The sequence below is a fragment of the Pseudomonas sp. 09C 129 genome, from assembly GCF_002843625.1.
GTDB classification, from domain to species: domain Bacteria; phylum Pseudomonadota; class Gammaproteobacteria; order Pseudomonadales; family Pseudomonadaceae; genus Aquipseudomonas; species Aquipseudomonas chlororaphis.
The window spans coordinates 3,925,425-3,941,108 of sequence record NZ_CP025261.1; the positions used below are offsets into that span (position 1 = coordinate 3,925,425).

Annotated in this window: 13 protein-coding genes and 1 pseudogene; 9 read left to right on the plus strand and 5 right to left on the minus strand. The window is 64.9% G+C overall.

Features of this window, described 5'->3' with window-relative positions; genetic code table 11:
- Positions 1-36 precede the first annotated feature (36 nt).
- The 5 genes from CXQ81_RS17735 to CXQ81_RS17755 are packed head-to-tail and all read left to right on the plus strand — an operon-like array spanning position 37 to position 5,475.
- On the plus strand, positions 37-444 hold the full coding sequence (locus CXQ81_RS17735) for a biopolymer transporter ExbD (protein WP_007925526.1): 408 nt from the start codon (positions 37-39) through the stop codon (positions 442-444).
- Positions 445-446: 2 nt separating this feature from the next.
- Positions 447-1,193, plus strand: a complete 747-nt coding sequence (locus tag CXQ81_RS17740; protein WP_101338009.1) for an energy transducer TonB — start codon at positions 447-449, stop codon at positions 1,191-1,193.
- A gap of 24 nt (positions 1,194-1,217) precedes the next feature.
- A complete protein-coding gene (locus tag CXQ81_RS17745) occupies positions 1,218-3,497 on the plus strand; it encodes a TonB-dependent receptor (RefSeq protein ID WP_101338010.1) in 2,280 nt (759 codons plus the stop codon).
- 37 nt (positions 3,498-3,534) lie between these two features.
- Positions 3,535-4,185, plus strand: a complete 651-nt coding sequence (locus CXQ81_RS17750; RefSeq protein ID WP_101338011.1) for a MotA/TolQ/ExbB proton channel family protein — start codon at positions 3,535-3,537, stop codon at positions 4,183-4,185.
- Positions 4,186-4,236: 51 nt separating this feature from the next.
- Positions 4,237-5,475 (plus strand): phospholipase D-like domain-containing protein, encoded by a 1,239-nt coding sequence (locus CXQ81_RS17755; RefSeq protein WP_101338012.1) that lies wholly within the window; start codon positions 4,237-4,239, stop codon positions 5,473-5,475.
- A 49-nt stretch (positions 5,476-5,524) separates the two neighbouring features.
- Here the strand turns inward: CXQ81_RS17755 and CXQ81_RS17760 are convergent, their stop codons facing one another.
- Together CXQ81_RS17760 and CXQ81_RS17765 are read right to left on the minus strand one after the other, a co-directional pair.
- A complete protein-coding gene (locus CXQ81_RS17760) occupies positions 5,525-7,483 on the minus strand; it encodes a GMC family oxidoreductase (RefSeq protein WP_101338013.1) in 1,959 nt (652 codons plus the stop codon).
- A 10-nt stretch (positions 7,484-7,493) separates the two neighbouring features.
- Positions 7,494-10,001 (minus strand): hypothetical protein, encoded by a 2,508-nt coding sequence (locus tag CXQ81_RS17765; RefSeq protein WP_087090937.1) that lies wholly within the window; start codon positions 9,999-10,001, stop codon positions 7,494-7,496.
- Positions 10,002-10,344: 343 nt separating this feature from the next.
- Here CXQ81_RS17765 and CXQ81_RS17770 point away from each other — a divergent pair, with 343 nt between their 5' ends.
- The 4 genes from CXQ81_RS17770 (at position 10,345) to CXQ81_RS17785 (ending at position 13,338) form a co-directional block, all read left to right on the plus strand.
- Entirely contained in the window at positions 10,345-10,611 is a 267-nt protein-coding gene (locus CXQ81_RS17770; RefSeq protein ID WP_101338014.1) for a hypothetical protein, read from the plus strand.
- A gap of 68 nt (positions 10,612-10,679) precedes the next feature.
- Entirely contained in the window at positions 10,680-11,111 is a 432-nt protein-coding gene (locus CXQ81_RS17775; protein ID WP_256593372.1) for a hypothetical protein, read from the plus strand.
- Positions 11,102-12,100: a DegT/DnrJ/EryC1/StrS family aminotransferase gene (locus tag CXQ81_RS17780; protein WP_256593373.1), complete on the plus strand. Its 999-nt coding sequence runs from the start codon at positions 11,102-11,104 to the stop codon at positions 12,098-12,100. The genes CXQ81_RS17775 and CXQ81_RS17780 overlap by 10 nt, the downstream gene beginning before the upstream one ends.
- Positions 12,097-13,338, plus strand: coding sequence for a hypothetical protein (locus tag CXQ81_RS17785; RefSeq protein WP_101338016.1), 1,242 nt, complete (start codon positions 12,097-12,099; stop codon positions 13,336-13,338). The genes CXQ81_RS17780 and CXQ81_RS17785 overlap by 4 nt, the downstream gene beginning before the upstream one ends.
- 3 nt (positions 13,339-13,341) lie before the next feature.
- Here CXQ81_RS17785 and CXQ81_RS17790 read toward each other — a convergent pair.
- The 3 genes and pseudogenes from CXQ81_RS17790 to CXQ81_RS17800 form a co-directional block, all read right to left on the minus strand.
- Positions 13,342-13,608: pseudogene (locus CXQ81_RS17790) on the minus strand (NAD(P)-dependent oxidoreductase); the annotation flags it as partial.
- Between the two features lie 266 nt (positions 13,609-13,874).
- On the minus strand, positions 13,875-14,888 hold the full coding sequence (locus CXQ81_RS17795) for an ABC transporter substrate-binding protein (RefSeq protein ID WP_101338017.1): 1,014 nt from the start codon (positions 14,886-14,888) through the stop codon (positions 13,875-13,877).
- Positions 14,881-15,684: an ABC transporter ATP-binding protein gene (locus CXQ81_RS17800; protein WP_101338018.1), complete on the minus strand. Its 804-nt coding sequence runs from the start codon at positions 15,682-15,684 to the stop codon at positions 14,881-14,883. Before CXQ81_RS17800 ends, CXQ81_RS17795 begins: the two co-directional genes overlap by 8 nt.

Consider the following 15,684-nt stretch of genomic DNA (forward strand, 5'->3'; position numbering starts at 1 on the left):
TAGCGTGGCGCCCCTAATCAATGACGGGGTAACGGAATGAGAACCTGGGACGAACCGAAAAAACGCAAGGCGCACATCGAACTGATCCCGATGATCGACGTGATGATGTTCCTCTTGGTGTTTTTCGTACTCGTGAGCCTGAACGTGATTCCGGCACTGGGCATGAAGACCCAGTTGCCCAGCGCCAGCAGTTCGCAACAGCTCAAGCCGCAGAACAAGTTCATCCTCACCCTGGGCCTGGAAGGCCAGTTGCAGCTCGATGGCAAGGACCTGAGCGTCGAAGCCCTGGTGCCGGCGCTCAAGGCCGCGCAAAAGCCTGACAGCAAGTCGACCATCATCGTCAACAGCGACAAGGGCGTGGAAGTCTCCCGCCTGGTCGAGGTCATGGACACCCTGCGCCTGGGTGGCTTTACCTCGGTCTCCATCGCCACGCGCAAGTCCTGATCATGTACGCCCTGTTTCGTGCGCGTCAGTTGCTGGGCAGTGTCCCGGCCCTGATCGCCCTGGTGCTGATTGCACTGGGTATCCAGTCGCAAACCCTGAAAGTGCAGCCGGTGTATGACGAGTCGGCGGTTGAAATCGCCCTGGTCGAACCAGAACCGGAGGCAGTCCCCGAGCCCGTGGTGGAACAGGAACCACCGCCGCCGTTCATCGAAGACCAGGAAGCCGAGCCGGCCCCTCCTCCGCCGCCGGCCAAGTTACAACCACCGCCACAACCGAAACCTGAACCCAAGCCCAAGCCAAAACCGCTGCCCAAGCCAGCGCCCGTGGCCGCCAAGGCAACGCCGACACCCACGCCGCCGGCCACCGCCAAACCCGTGCAGCCCGCCGTCGCCCCGACACCGACACCGACGCCTGCGCCACCTGCCCCGCCGAAAGTCGACGGCCAGGCCCTGGAAGGCGGCTATCTCAAAGGTTTGCGCAACGAGCTGGACACCTACAAGCAGTACCCCACCGGACGCCAGGCGTCCCTCGAACGCCCCAGTGGCGAGGTGGTGGTCTGGTTGCTGGTGGATCGCCAGGGCCGCGTCCTCGACTCCGGGATCCAGACCCAGGCGTCAAGCATGCTGCTGAACCGGGCCGCCACCAACAGCCTGCGCCGGATCAAGCAGGTCAAGCCGTTCCCCGAGCAAGCCTTCGGTGGGCGCAACGAGCAACGTTTCACCGCCACCTTCAACTACAGCGTGCAGTAAGCACCCAACAGCAGGACGACAGTGATGAAGTTCACCCGGATTCATCTGGCACTCGTTGCCGCGAGCATGGGCCATGGGATCGCCATGGCAGACACCAGCGACAGCGACGTCGGCACCATTGGCGTGCAAGGCAAGGCCACGGCGGGCGGTGGCTACATGGTCCAGGAGGAGAGCGTCAAGGCGCGTTCCACGGTGACCAAGGAGGCGCTGGATAAACAGACCGCCACCGGCAACGCCGTCGACAAACTCAAATACACCCCGGGCCTGAACATCTCCAGCGAAGATGCCACCGGGCTTTCGGGTTTCCGCTTCACCATGCGCGGGCTCAACTCCGACCAGGTGGGGATGTCGGTGGACGGCATGCCGATCAACGACTCCGGCAACTACGCGCTGTACTCCAACCTGCTGGGCGACCCGGAAAACATCGAGCAGATCTTCGTCACCCAGGGTTCGGCCGAAGCCGATGGCCCGCACATCGGCTCCAGCGGCGGCAACATCGGCATCGTGACCATCCGCCCGACCAAGGAAACCGGGGCCTTCGTCAAGCAGGTGGCTGGCAGCAACGGCACCTTCAAGACCTTCGCCCGGCTCAATACCGGCGAAGTCAACGGCCTGAGCAACTGGCTTTCGCTGTCCCACACCGAAGGTGAGAAATGGCGCGGCGACGGCGCGGTGCGGGCGGACAAGGTGGAATGGAACAGCTTCTTCGACATGGGCGGCGGCAACACGGCCAACCTGATCCTCAAGTACCACGAGCAGGACAACAACAGTTACAGCCAGTTGACCAAGACCCAGTTCCAGCAGAACGGTCGCAAGTACGACCCCTACCCTTCGACGCCGGCCCTGGGCAGCAACGGCAAGGTCAGCAGCTACTACGCCCTGGCGCAGAACCCGTTCCAGACCTTTACCGCGGTGCTCAACACGCAATTCAAACTGGCCGACAACCTGGCCCTGTCGGTCATCCCGTATTACTACTGGGGTAATGGCAGCGGCGTGGGCGCCTCCAGCTATGCGCTGAACAGCGGTTCGAACCGGGGCGGCGTGTTCGACCTCAGCAACCTGCAGACCGCCGCCCAGTACAACGCCGACGGCTCTTCCACCAGCGGCGTCTATTACCGCCCTTCGCGGACCCAGACCTGGCGTCCGGGCATCACCACCAAGCTGAACTGGGACCTGGGCGACCACAGCCTGCAATTCGGCTACTGGTATGAGCGCGCGCGCCAGAGCCAGACCCAGCCGTTCATCCCGCTCAAGAGCAGCGGCAAGCCGGAGAGTACCTGGCCGGATTCGGATAACGTGGTGGACGCCAATGGCAACAAGGTCCAGGGCCGCGACCGCTTCACCATTACCCCGGCGCAGAAAGTCTGGGCCCAGGACACCTGGTATTTCGCCCCGGACTGGACCCTGGTGGCGGGCCTGGCCTACATGAACGTCAAGCGGGACGGCAGCAACCACGGCAGCCTCACCGAACAGCCGGAAAAGCGTCACCAGACCTATAACAAGTTGCTGCCCAACGTCGGCCTGAAATACCAGATCGACGAGCGCGACCAGGTGTTCTACAGCCTGTCGCGCAACATGCGTATCCCGCAGAACTACGTGCTCTACGACCAGGGTGTCGGCTCCATCGATTCCAAGCCGGAAACCAGCTGGAACCACGAGTTGGGCTGGCGCTACAGCGGCGACGACATGACCCTGGCCGCCACCTTGTTCTACATGCAGTTCAAGGACCGCCAGGTCTCGTCCAGGGACATCAACGGCGACTTCGCCGACATCAACGCCGGCGCCGTCGACAACAGCGGCCTGGAACTGGAATGGAGCGGCCTGCTGCCCCACCACTTCAACTACTACACCTCCTACACCTATACCCGCGCCGAGCAGCAGGACGACCTGACTGTCTACAACGCCGGCAAGGCCATTGTCCTGCCCACCAGCGGCAAGCAGTTCGCCAACGTGCCGAAAAATATGCTGGCGGCCAACATCGGCTACGACGACGGGCGCTTCTACGGCACCTTCGGCGGCAAATACACCAGCAAGCTGTATGGCGACCTGACCAACGACGAAGCCATTTCCGGACGCACCGTGTTCAACCTCGGCGCCGGTATCTACCTGCCGGTGGACAAGAAAGTGGTCAAGGACGCGACCCTGCGCCTGAACGTCGACAACCTGTTCGACAAGAAGTACCTGGACGGCGTGTACACCACCAAGACCAACGCCGCGCCCTACGGCGGTTTCCGTGACGGTGACCCGGCCTACATCGTGGGCCTGGAACGGACCGTGACCGTCTCCCTGGAAGCGAATTTCTGATCGTCATCCGCCATATCGAAGAATGAGGTAAAGCATCATGGACATGAACCTGCTTCACGACATCACCTTCTATGTGATGTATGCCGCGGTGGCCATCGCGATCTTCATCGCCATCGAGCGCGGTCTCTACTTCGCCTATGTACGGCGCCAGGCCAGGGCGTTGATGGAGGCCCTGGGCGGTCAGGTGCACAGCGAGCGGGATTTGCCGCAAGGCGCCACCCGCCGCGACAGCCTGCCCTTGAGCATGGTCCTGCCGGTGCTGGCGCAAAAGGCTGCCCAGGGTTCGCGCAAGGACCTGGACGACGTGATCGAGAGCCAGTACCTGTCGACCCGCGCGCCACTGGCCCGCAGCCTGTGGATCATCGAGACCATCACCACTGCCGCCCCCTTGCTAGGCTTGCTGGGGACCATCCTGGGGATCATCGACACCTTCAAGGCCCTGGCCAGCGCCGGGGTGTCCGACCCGGGCCAGATTTCCGGCGGTATCGGCACGGCGTTGTTCGCCACCGGCCTGGGGATCGCCATCGCCCTGTTCTGCGTGGTGTTCCATAATTTTTTCCAGGACAGCCTGGAGCGCATCAACGATCAACTGAAGATGCTGTTGATCCGCGCGGCCACCGGCGCCCGGGTGCAGGATGAGGTGCCGCAGCGGGTACCGACCCCGTTGCACAGCCGTACTACCGCGTAACCCCCAGGGCGGGCGCAGGCTGCGTCCGCCTTTTTCCGACATGAGACGCCTATGTCCGTATGCATGAAGTTTCCACGAGCGCTGCTCAGCGTTCGGATCGCAGGCCTGGCTGGCTTGCTCGTCAGTCCGCTGGTCCAGGCGGACTTTGCCATTGCGGGGTTCGAGTTGGTGCATACGGTGCCGGTGGACACCGCGCTTGGCACGGCGGATCTGCGGCAACCCGGCCCCGTGTGGATCGAGCTGTTCGATGGCGCGAAAAGCCGGATCGACATCGGCCAGTTTTATGCGGCGGACCATCCCGGGTCGGTGCTGGGCACGGTGATCGAACACCTTGAGGCGGCCGGCAAACGCGGCGTGAAGATTCGCTTCCTGCTGGAAGAAAAGGGCCTGAAGCTGTCAGACCCCGCCACCCTGGAGCGCCTGCGGGCGATTCCCAACCTGACCTTCCGGGTACTGCCCTATGCCCGGGTGAGCGGCGGGATCATCCATGCCAAGTACATGGTGGTGGACGGCAAACAGGCGTTCGTCGGCAGCCAGAACTTCGACTGGCGTTCGCTGGAGCATATCCACGAAACCGGGTTGCGCATCAGCGATGAAAGCACCGTGGCCCAGGTGCAGGCGATCTTCGAACAGGACTGGCGGGCCCAGGCGGCCGTGGCGGCCAACCAGCCGGTGCCCCTGCCCGCCCCCGGCCAGCCGCCGCTACGCAGCGGCAATTACCTGGTGGCCAGCCCGCAACGCTACAACCCGCCCGGCGTGGGCGACTCGCAACAGGAGTTGCCGCGCCTGCTGGCCGAAGCGAAGAACGAAGTGCGGGTGCAACTGCTGGACTATGCGCCGCTGTCCTACGGGCCTGACCGGACCCGGCCCTATTACGCGGTGATCGACAATGCCGTGCGGGCAGCCGCGGCGCGGGGCGTGTCGATCAAGTTGCTGGTGTCCAACTGGAACACCGACAAGCTGGAACTGCCCTACCTGAAAAGCCTGGCGGTGCTGCCCAATGTCCAGGTCAGGATCGTCACCCTGCCCCAGGCGTCCCAGGGGTTCATTCCCTATGCGCGGGTGATTCACAGCAAGACCATGGAGATCGATGGGCAGGTGGCCTGGGTCGGCACCAGCAACTGGCTCGGCGGTTACCTGGACAATTCGCGCAACCTGGAAGTGGTGATGCACGACAGCGCGATGGCCAGGCGCATTGGTGAGCTGCACGGGCAATTGTGGGATGGGCCTTATGCCAAGCCGCTCGAGGTGATGGCTGAGTATCCGGATCCGCATCCGGGCACGCCGTGAAGGCAAGAAAAGGCCGAGCCTTTCGACGGCTCGGCCTCCTGTCCAGCGTTCAGCGTTTTGACGCAACCATCGCCTCCACCGTGGTCGCTCTGTCCGCACTGGCTGTAGCCTGCCCTGCCCCGCGAACCGCCTGCGCCCGTGCTGCAACAGCATCCTGCAGGATCACCTGCGCCGCCTTCTCCGCCGCCACATAGATCGAGGTGACGATGAAGAAGCCGGGGATTTTCGGGAAGATCGAGGCGTCCACCACCCGCAGGTTGCCCACGCCGCGTACGCGGAAGGCGCTGTCGAGCACGGCCATCGGGTCGTCGTCGGCGCCGATCGGGCAGGTGCAGGAGGCGTGGTGGCCCCAGGCCTGGTTCATGACGAAGGTCCTGAGCTGTTCGTCGGTCTGTACCGCATCGCCGGGCAGTTCTTCGCTGGCGATCAGCCCGGCGTCTTTCAGCGGCTGGGCCAGGTTGCGCACGAACTTGATGCCCTCCACCACCGATTGCAGGTCTTCGCCCTGGGTGTCGCTGCCCTCCTCGAAGTAATGGAAGTTGATCAGCGGGGTGTCGGCCGGGTCTTTCGAACGCAGGGTGACGTAGCCGGCGTTGTTGTTGGTATGGGCCTTGAGTATGGCCCAGGTCAGGTAGTTCAGGTGCTCGACGATCAGCTTCGAGTAACCGGGGAAATAGCCGCGAAACAGCGCCAGCAGGGAGAAGCAGAACAGGTCCGGCAGCGGCCGTTGCTTCAGGGATTTCTTGATGATCGCCAGGACCGCGCCGTTGGTGCTGTAGACCCCGACCTTGCCCTTGGCCCACTCCTCGTACTGCGGATCGCCCTTGGCGTAGCGCGCGCCCTTGAGCACTTCCCAGTGCTCGAAGTTCATCCGGTTGACCACCCCGACCTCGTAGCGGTCCTGCAGGTTGCGCCCGACGCCCGGCAATTCGACCCGCACCGGGATGTCCTTGGCTTCCAGGGTTTCGCGCGGGCCTATGCCTGAGAGCATCAGCAGTTGCGGGGTGTTGAAGGCGCCGCCGGCGAGTATCACTTCACGGCTGGCGTGCACCTGGCGCAGTTCACCGGTGGCATTGCGCGGCAAGGTGCAGGCCCGGTACAGCCGCGCGCCCTTGATGTACTCCACGCCATAGGCACGCTGCTGGTCATCGAGCAGCACTCGGGTCACCAGCGCATCCAGCTCGATGTGCAGGTTATCCGGGTGGCGCTTTTGCACATCCAGCAGGCGTTCGCGGGTGCCGTGGCGATGGTGGTGCCGGGTGGTCAGCGGCGGATAGCGCAGGCCGATGGCTTCCTCGCGCACCAGCCGCCAGTCATTGGGGTCGCCCACGCCCTGCAATTGCCAGCCGATGCGCTTGAGGGTTTCGCCCAGGGTCTTGAACGCCTGCTCGGCGGACTTGACGATCGAGCGCACCAGCGACAGGTCGTCGATCACCGCTTCCGGCACGGCCTTTTCCACGTGCAGCCAGCCCTTGAAGCCATGCCGCGACGGGTTGATGCCGAACCAGGAGAGAAACCGCTGGAACGGCCGGTGGTGGCAGTTCTCCAGGTTCTGGAAGTGCTCGCGCATGGCACTGGCGTTCCACGACGGGTCACCGGTGATCTGCGCGATATGGTCCCAGTCCTGGTTGTGCGGGTAGACGGTGATCATCGCATTGTGCGCGGTGCAGCCGCCCAGGCAACTGGCCCGCGGATACAGCACCCCGTCGACGTTCTCGCCCTGGAAGGTCCGGGTGAACTTGGGGTCCTGCGACTGGCGGGCATCGTTGCTGTAGTGGCGGACGAAGAAGTCCCAGCGCATCGCATCGTTCTCGGTGGAGCGCGGGTGGAACGCCGGCACCTGGTACTCCTCCGGCAGCCGCGGGGCGGTGGTGTCCGCCGCCGCCGGGTCGCTGCCCGACTCCAGCACCAGCACCTTGCGGCCCTGTTCGGCCAGGCGGGCGGCGACGGTGCCGCCCCCGGCCCCGGAGCCGACCACGATGTACTCGTAATCCGTTTCGTTGTTCATCGCTGGCCACCTAGAAAGTTTTCAGCAGGGCGATCAAGGCCCGTTTGTCTGCATCACTCAGGGGCGCTTCCTCCTTGAGGAAGCTGGTGCCGAAGTAATGCCCCTTGTCCACCACGAAGTCCGGGCACTTGCTCACCTGCAGCAGCGGCTTGACCAGGCCGGCGAAGACCTTGCGGGCTTCCTCGTCGGAGGCACCAGGCGGCAGTTGCTTGAGGTCGTGCTTGATCTTCAGCAGCAGGTCCAGCACCTGGTCGCGTTTCTCCAGGTCGATGTTGGACAGCAGGCTCACCGGCGTACCTTGCGGGATCGGCCCGAGCTGGATGCCATCCTCACCGAACAGCCACGGCAGCCAGTGGCTGAACAGGCCTTCGAGCTTTTGCAGGAAGGTCGGCAGATAGCCGCTGCTGACCCGCAGATAGCTGGTCTCACTGGTGACGTCGACGGTGCCCATATGGGTCTTGCCGGAGCGGGTCATGACCTGGAAGTCGCCGGTGCGGTTTTCCGGCCACAGCAGCATCTCGATCGAGCTGTCGAAGGACGCCATGCGGTCCTCCACCCCGCCCTTCCAGTGGAATTGACCCAGGCGGTTGTTCAGCAGCAGCGGCGCGGTGGACCACACACTGACCAGCGAGGCTGGCCGCGTATAACCACGTCCGCCCGCCGGCATCGCGTATTCCCAGGGTTCGCCGGTGTAGGGGTTCTGCACCAGCACCGAGCCTACCGCCGGCAACTGCTTGTACGACTCCGACGAGAAGTTGTCCCAGATATTGCCGCCCAGGGCGTTGGTCGCCAGCGGGCTGCAGGCGTTGGTTTCGGTCAGGGTGACCGGCACCCGCAGCTCGGTGGAGAGGAAGTTGTCGGTCAGGAACTTCTCATCCTTGACGATGGCGCGCATCGCCGTCTTGAACTCCGGCGTCTTGCTCCAGGTCCAGTAATTGTTCCAGCACTTGAGGTAACCGTCGTTCACGCAGCCATGGTCGGGAAAGAAGGTCCAGGCCTTTTCCGGCAGTTTGCTGGAGTGGCAACGGGCGCAGGTGTCGGCGAAGACTTCCTTGCCGCGCTCCAGTACCGCCGCCGGTTCGCTCAGGTGTGCCGCGCCACCGGGGGCGTTCTTCAGGTAGTCCGGGGTCGCCGAGGCCAGGAAGAACAACGCCAGGTCCGGAGTCTGCGCCTCGTTGGCGTTCCAGTAGGAGGAGTTCTTGCGCGCCACGTCGATGCGGAACGGGGTGATCGGCTTGCCGCCGATCAGCGGCCGGAAGTGGGTGGTCCACTCCTCGCTGTACAGGCCGATATTGATGAACACCCGGTTCAAGGCCCCGAGCGCGCCCACCGAGTCGGCGCCGTCCTTGAGCACCCGCGGGGTGAACACCGTGTCAGGCTTTTTGTAGAACTGCGCCAGCGGGCTGTCCGGCGGCACGCCGGGCACCTCGTTGAACTGGCGGTTGTTCAGCCCGCCGCCAGCGAGTTTTTCCTTGCCCAGGTTCGAGGCCAGCTCGATGCGCGCCTTGAGGTTGTAGACCGCGTTCATGGTGCGTGGGTTGTTGATGTAGTCGGTGGAGACGAACGAGGTGTCCAGCGCTCCCGGTTTCGAGGTGTGGAACAACTGGTACGGGAAGCTGCTCGGGTCCTGGTTCCACATGAAGATCCGGTCGACCCAGAAGTACTGCGCGCCGGGGTTGGAGTTGAGGTTGGACCAGGCCGGATGTTCAGGGTCGGCCGGCGGGTTGGTCGGGTTCGGCCCGACATGGCAGAAGCCGCAGGACATGCCGACCCGGTAAGGTTTCACCAGCTTGTTGTCGTTGTAATAGGCCGGGTCTTCGTAATAGCGCTTGGCGTCCCACTTCTTCTGCGCGTGCTCGTCGAAGTCCGGGTTGGGGAACAGCCGCAGGCCGACGATCCCGGTGCCGTAGCCGTAATAGGAGCCCACCGGCAGGTTCTTGCCCCGGGCGCCAATCTTCACCCCGGGGTATTTGGTTTCGTCCTCGAAAGGGTCGGCGGCGCAGGACGGGTCGCGCTTGTCCAGCCACAGGCCGTAGCGATCGTCACGCGGCCCCTCGCCCTTGACGTAGCAGGGTTCGTTGACCACCCCCAGCACTTGCCAGCGTTTATCGCGGTTGTATTTCAGGCTCGGGTGGTTGGAGACGGTCTTGAGCAGGTCCAGGTTGCCGACGCTGTCACGCGAGAGCTTGTCCCACAGCGCATCGTTGCCGGCGGTCCAGACGATCCAGTTGTTGCGCCCGCGGGCGAAGGCCTGGAGCGCCTGCTGTTCGGTAATACCGGGGATGAAGGGCGACAGTCGCTCGACCAGCAGTTGCGGTTGCCTGGACACGCCGTAGTCCATGTCGGCGAAATAGTCCTCGTCGGCGCCTCTGAGGCTGCCGGCATCGCGGCCGACGCATTTGGCTTCGTCGAGTCGCTCGCCGGGCTTGTCGCCGCAGGGGTTTTTCGTATCGCTGCTACAGGCCTGTAACAGCACCAAAGGAAGGAAAATGCTCAACATCAGCTTCACGGGTGTCATGCGCTGCTCCTTGCATGTGCTGCAGACCGGTCCCTCTGTCCTTGGGGACACCTGTGTCGCGACCGGTTCTTTTTCTGATGGCCGAACAACCGACTGCCTGCGCACCGGGCCGGTTAACCTCGGTGCGCCAATCGCCTTACAACGCCCTACAGCCGCCATACTAGGCCATGGCAAGCGGCTCAATACTTCCATTTGGCGATGAAAAGCCAGGGGTAATTGCGATTGGCTATCGGGCTTCACCCTCACCGTTCCGGCTGTCGGAAACGCTACTGGCAACCTGCTGTTTTCCTGCTTTAACTTACTCGTGAGGGACGGATCACCCTCCCTTTCGCGAGGGCTACACATGGACAGGAAAAAGCCCGCTTCTTCGGCTCTTCACGCCGAACATGCCCGTATCGACTCACGTCAGGCTCTGCCGGGCCTGGCGCGCAAAGGCGTTGGCCTGCTCTACGGCAGCATCGATTTCGCCTTCATCTCGGCCGCGGTCAACGTGCGCCGCATCAGCCCGCCGGCCTTCACCGGGGACTTCAGCCAGGCCATCGATCGCTTGAGCATCGACTCCCTTTGGCGATCCGCAAGCAAGGTTCCGTCGGAACAAGGAGGTGCATGAGGCAGAAACGTACCGCGCACTGTTGATGAAGATGACCGGTTTAAATCAAACATATTGGAGTACACCACATGAACGGACACACCAATCCTTCCTTTGACGAAGCCATGCCATTGGGGGCGTCTGATGCGCAATTCATCAATGACCTGCATGAGCTACTGGAGCGCCACGGCAACCTGGATCGCTTCGGACTCTGCCTGCTGCACGATCACTTCGCGATCGGCGAGGACGAGATCCTCCTCGAATGTAACGACCACGATTCCCGCACCCTGCATCTGGATGTGGTCAAGCGCGGCGCCCTGCCGGAAAGCAAGTTCACCAGCTGGCGCATCGGCGGCCCCCGGGCCGAGGCCCTGACCGCCTGTGCCATGGACAAGTGCAAGGTCGAGGCCCTGACCGCCTGCGCCATGGACAAGTGCAAGGTCGAAGCCTTGACTGCCTGCGCCATGGACAAGTGCAAGGTCGAAGCCCTGACTGCCTGCGCCATGGACAAGTGCAAGTAATCGCGCTTCCCGCCGATGGCCAGTGGCGGGCACGGGAAGTCGATCGGCTGCCGTGCTCATCCTGGCTCGCGCAGTTCTATGGGCGTCGCCACGGCGCCCTGCTGGGCTCCGGCACGGCGGCGTTGGAACTGGCGCTGCGTCAATTGGGCGTCGCCGCGGGTTGGCGGGTCGCGGTTCCGGCCGCTACCTGCCATCAGGTGGTGGCGGCCGTGCTCAATGCCGGCGCGGTGCCGGTGATTATCGAAAACGCCGCCGAGCTGCTGCTCAGTCCTGCCGCCCTGGCGCCCCACATCAATGGCCTGGACGCGGTGATCGCGGTCCATCAATACGGCCTGCCCTGCGATATCCCCGCCTTGCGCCACCTGCTGGGGGAGCGCTTGCCGATCATCGAAGACAGCGCCGGCGCTTGGGATCTGAGCGGCCCCGGAGCTTCGCTGGTGGTCACTTCCATGGGCCATGGCAAACCCCTGGATATCGGCGGTGGCGGCGCACTGTTTGGCGATAGCCCGGTGGATGGCGAGATCGATGTCTGGTCGCCAGGCCAGCGTTCGCGGGCACGGCCGGCGCCGAGCGCTCCCTTGTCGATCCAAGCCTTTCCGGCGCTGATAACCGCCGTCGCCGCGGTCCAGGCGCGCACCCACAGGCTCAGACAACAGGTGCCGGAGCTGCTGGCGCGGTTGTGCGATTACGGCCTGGAACCCTGGGCCGTCGAAGGCACGCTGGCGCCGAGCTGGCAATTCGTGCCGATCCGCATCCGCGAGCGGCCGCTGTTCGAGCGGCTGCGCTACAGCCCCCATGCCGAGGCCCTCGGGGTTTGCGCCCCGGCCCGCGGCGCGCTGCGGGACCTGCCCATGCTCGGGCGCCATGGCGAGGTGGCCCAGGGGCCGGAACCGACCCTGGACCTGCACCACAGCTGGATTCTGCTGGACCCGCTCGCCGCTCTCGACCACCCACGGCGCCTCGCCGCCTGGGCCAGAGGCCACCGATGAAACGTTTCGACTCGCTCAATGAACCGAACCATGACCTGGACCTGCCCTTCGCGGCCGGCCCACGGGTAAGGCAGCTGGCGGACTACGCCGGCAGCGGCCAGGCCCTGGCCGAAGAACAGCTGCTGGGGGTGGCCGGCGCCCGGGTGCTGTTCGCCAGCTACGGGGCGATCCGCGCCGACTTTGGCAGCCTCTGGGCGACGCCACACGGCACCGACGAGCAGGCTGCGATCGACCTCTGGCTGCTGCACAACGCCGCCTTTATCTCCACCAGCCAGGCGGCGGCACGGGGCATCAACACCCCTATCGCCCTCGACGGCCGCCGGGTGGCAGCCTGGCGCCCGCCTCGCTATGGCCGCGCCGCGGTGCTGTGCTCCCCGGAAAGCGCGCAGGTGCTGTTCGACATCAAGGGCATCGGCGTGCCGCCGGACGAAGCCCCGGTGTTGCCCCACTCCAACGGTTTGCTGACCCTGGCCGAAGCGGTGCACGAAGTGCTGATGGAGCATCTGGTATTCGCCGCCATGAGCCACGCCGGCGGCGCGATCACGCCGTTGCCGGCCTATGCCCTGATCGATCTGGGCTTCGACGCCTTGTGGCACGACGGGCGCCCGGCAGAACCGGCGGTGCTGCTGTTGCGCCGGCCCTGCACCCGCCCGCGCTGCCAGTGGCAACGCTATTGGCAAGGCGCCGAACTGGCCGGCGCCCTGATGCAGGCCGAACTGTTGCTGCGCCGTTATGGCCTGACCGCCAGCAGCTGTGGTGCGGTGCGCTTTCAGGTTGGCCGGGAGAACGGCGAACTGCGGGTGCGGCGCGACGGCGAAGCGCTGCGGGTCAGTGGCCAGGTGGCCGAGACGCTGCAGCGCTTGCTGGCGGATAACCAGGGCGCGCCGCTGCTGATCGATGGGGTCAATGTGCAACTGGCCGGAACAGCCAGCATCGAGCCGTTGCAATTGCAGGTGATGGACTTCGGCCGTTATCGGTTTGCCGAGGGTTTCGAGCATCACCTGTACGCCTGGATCGACGCTGACTACCAGAACCTCAACGGGTTGTACCTGGGGCCGGGCGATCCGCGCTACGTCCAGCCCGATCCGCGCGTGAGCCTGGCAAGGACTGCCGAGGGCCCGTGCTTCGTCGAACTGCAACGCCAAGTCAGCGGCTTTCGCCAGGGCGGCGAGCCGGATCGCCTGTGCCAGGCGTTGCGCGCCGCCCTGGAAGAAGCCTGCCGGCCGTTGCGCGGTTAGGCGTCAGTCCTGCCCGGAGCGCCGCAGCGGTATCCGCGCCAGTGCCGTCCAGTCCAGCTCGCCATCGCCCCGAGCGACCGCCTCCAGCAGGGAATCGCGCATCACGCTGGCAAACGGCAGCGGCACATGGCGGCTTTGACCGGCTTCCAGCGCCAGGCCGACGCCCTTCAGGCCCAGGACCAAACGGAAGGCCGCCGGGGAAAAGCGTTGCTCGGCGATCTGCGGGCCATAGTTGCGGTGCACCGGGGCGTTGAACAGGGTGCTGGCCATGGCAGCGCCCATGCCGCCCAGCCCGAGAAAACCGATGTTCATCTTCGCACTCCTTATTTCGTCAATAGGGGTTCAACAGGGCTCGCGGGCTCAGAGGGCCGGCTGGCTGTCCACGGCAATCGCGGAAAGCAGGCAGACCTGGCGCTCCAGCACATGCTCGTAAGTCGTCTAGAAGGTTTCAGCGGCCTGCGATTGTAAGCGCGCCACGCCGCGAATCCGTCAATAGCGTGACACCATGCTCCGCCCTCCTTCCCGCCAACCGCCACCTAAGGCGCGGAAAACACTCCGGTATCGGTCAGCGTCCGGACATCGACCCGATGGGGAAAGATCTTCTTGGCCACGAACAGGTCGTCGACTTCCTGCAAGGCCTGGACGTCCCGGGCCGCCACCGGCAGCAGCGACTCGTCGCCCCAACGGCGCAGGGTCTGCGACACCTCCAGCGGGATGTCGTTGACCCTGGCGAACACTCGCGCGTATTCGTCCGGGTTCTGCCGCCCCCACTCCAGGGCCTTGGCGAAACGTTGCAGGACATCGCTCAGGGCCTGGCGCTTCAGTGGGTCGCTGAGCACTTCGTCCGAGGCGGTGATGAAGTTCAGCCCGGTGTTGATGCCCTCGCCGCTGATCAGCACTCGGGCGCCCTGCTGCTCGGCGAAAGCCTGATACACACCGAAGGTGGCCCAGGCTTCGATTTGCCCGGCATTGAAGGCCGGCAAGGCGTCGGTCGGCAGCACGAAACCGACCTTGACGTCCTTCTCGTCGACCCCGGCGTTGGCCAGGGCGCGAATCAGCAGGTACTGGGCAATGCTGCCGCGGGCCGACGACACCACCACATTGCGCCCCTTGAGGTCGGCGACGCTGCGGATCGGCGAATCCGCCGGCACCAGGATCGCGATGCCGCGCGCCTGGCCGCGGCGCACCGCGACGATGCGCAACGGCGCGCCACCGGTGGCCGCCGCCAGCACCGGGGTATCGCCAGCCGGCGCCAGGTCGACGGCACCGGCGCGCAGGGCTTCGAACAGCGGCGCGGCGCCCTGGAAGTTCGCCCACTGCACCTGGTACTCGATGCCCGCGAGGGCGTTCGCCGCCTCCACCACCGTGCGCAGGCCCTTGGCCTGGTCGCCGAGGATCAGGGTGACGCCGGACAGGTCCGAGTGTTTCGTGGAGGTGGATTCTGTCTTGCCGCTTTCACCGCAACCGCCAAGCAACAACATGGCCCCCGACAGCAGCAGGGCTGTGGTTTTCCGAAAACGTGAACCTTGCTTTATCAAGAGCTCAGCCATGGGCAAACCGCCGAATGCTGTTGTTGGAAGACTGGCGTGCAGAGCCGGCTGCTTGCAGCGCGGGCTCCACCGCTTCCACCCCCAACAGACTCAGCAAACGCGCGCGAATTTCCTGGAAACCGTCCTGGCCGGTGTCCCGCGCGCGCGGCAGGTCGATGCTCAGTTGCTCGGCGATCTTGCCGTTGGCCAGCACGATGACCCGATCGGCCAGGAGGATGGCTTCGTCGACGTCGTGGGTCACCAGCAGCACCGCCGGCGTGTGCTTGCGCCAGAGGTCGATGATCAGCCGGTGCATGCGGATCCGGGTCAGCGCATCCAGCGCGGCGAAGGGTTCGTCGAGCAACAGCAGCTTGGGCTCGCGCACCAGGCCGCGGGCCAGGGCCACGCGCTGGGCTTCGCCGCCGGAAAGCGTCGCCGGGTAGGCTTCCAGGCGGTGGGCCAGGCCGACTTCGGTCAGGGCCTGCACCGCGCGGGCGCGGGCGTTGGGAATGCGCAGGCCGAGGATCACGTTCTTCCAGGCACGCTTCCAGGGCATCAGGCGCGGCTCCTGGAACACCGCCGCCCGCGCCTTGGGCACCCGCAACTGGCCGCTGTCGATGCTGTCGAGCCCGGCCAGGCTGCGCAGCAAGGTGGTCTTGCCCGAACCGCTGGCGCCCAGCAGCGCGACGAATTCCCCCGGGGCGATGTCCAGGTCCAGGCCGTCGATGACCCGCTGCTCGCCGAACTGGCGCACCACATTGCGCAGTTGTACCGGATGGGCGGCTTTGGTCGCGTCCACAAGATCGATGCTCGACAT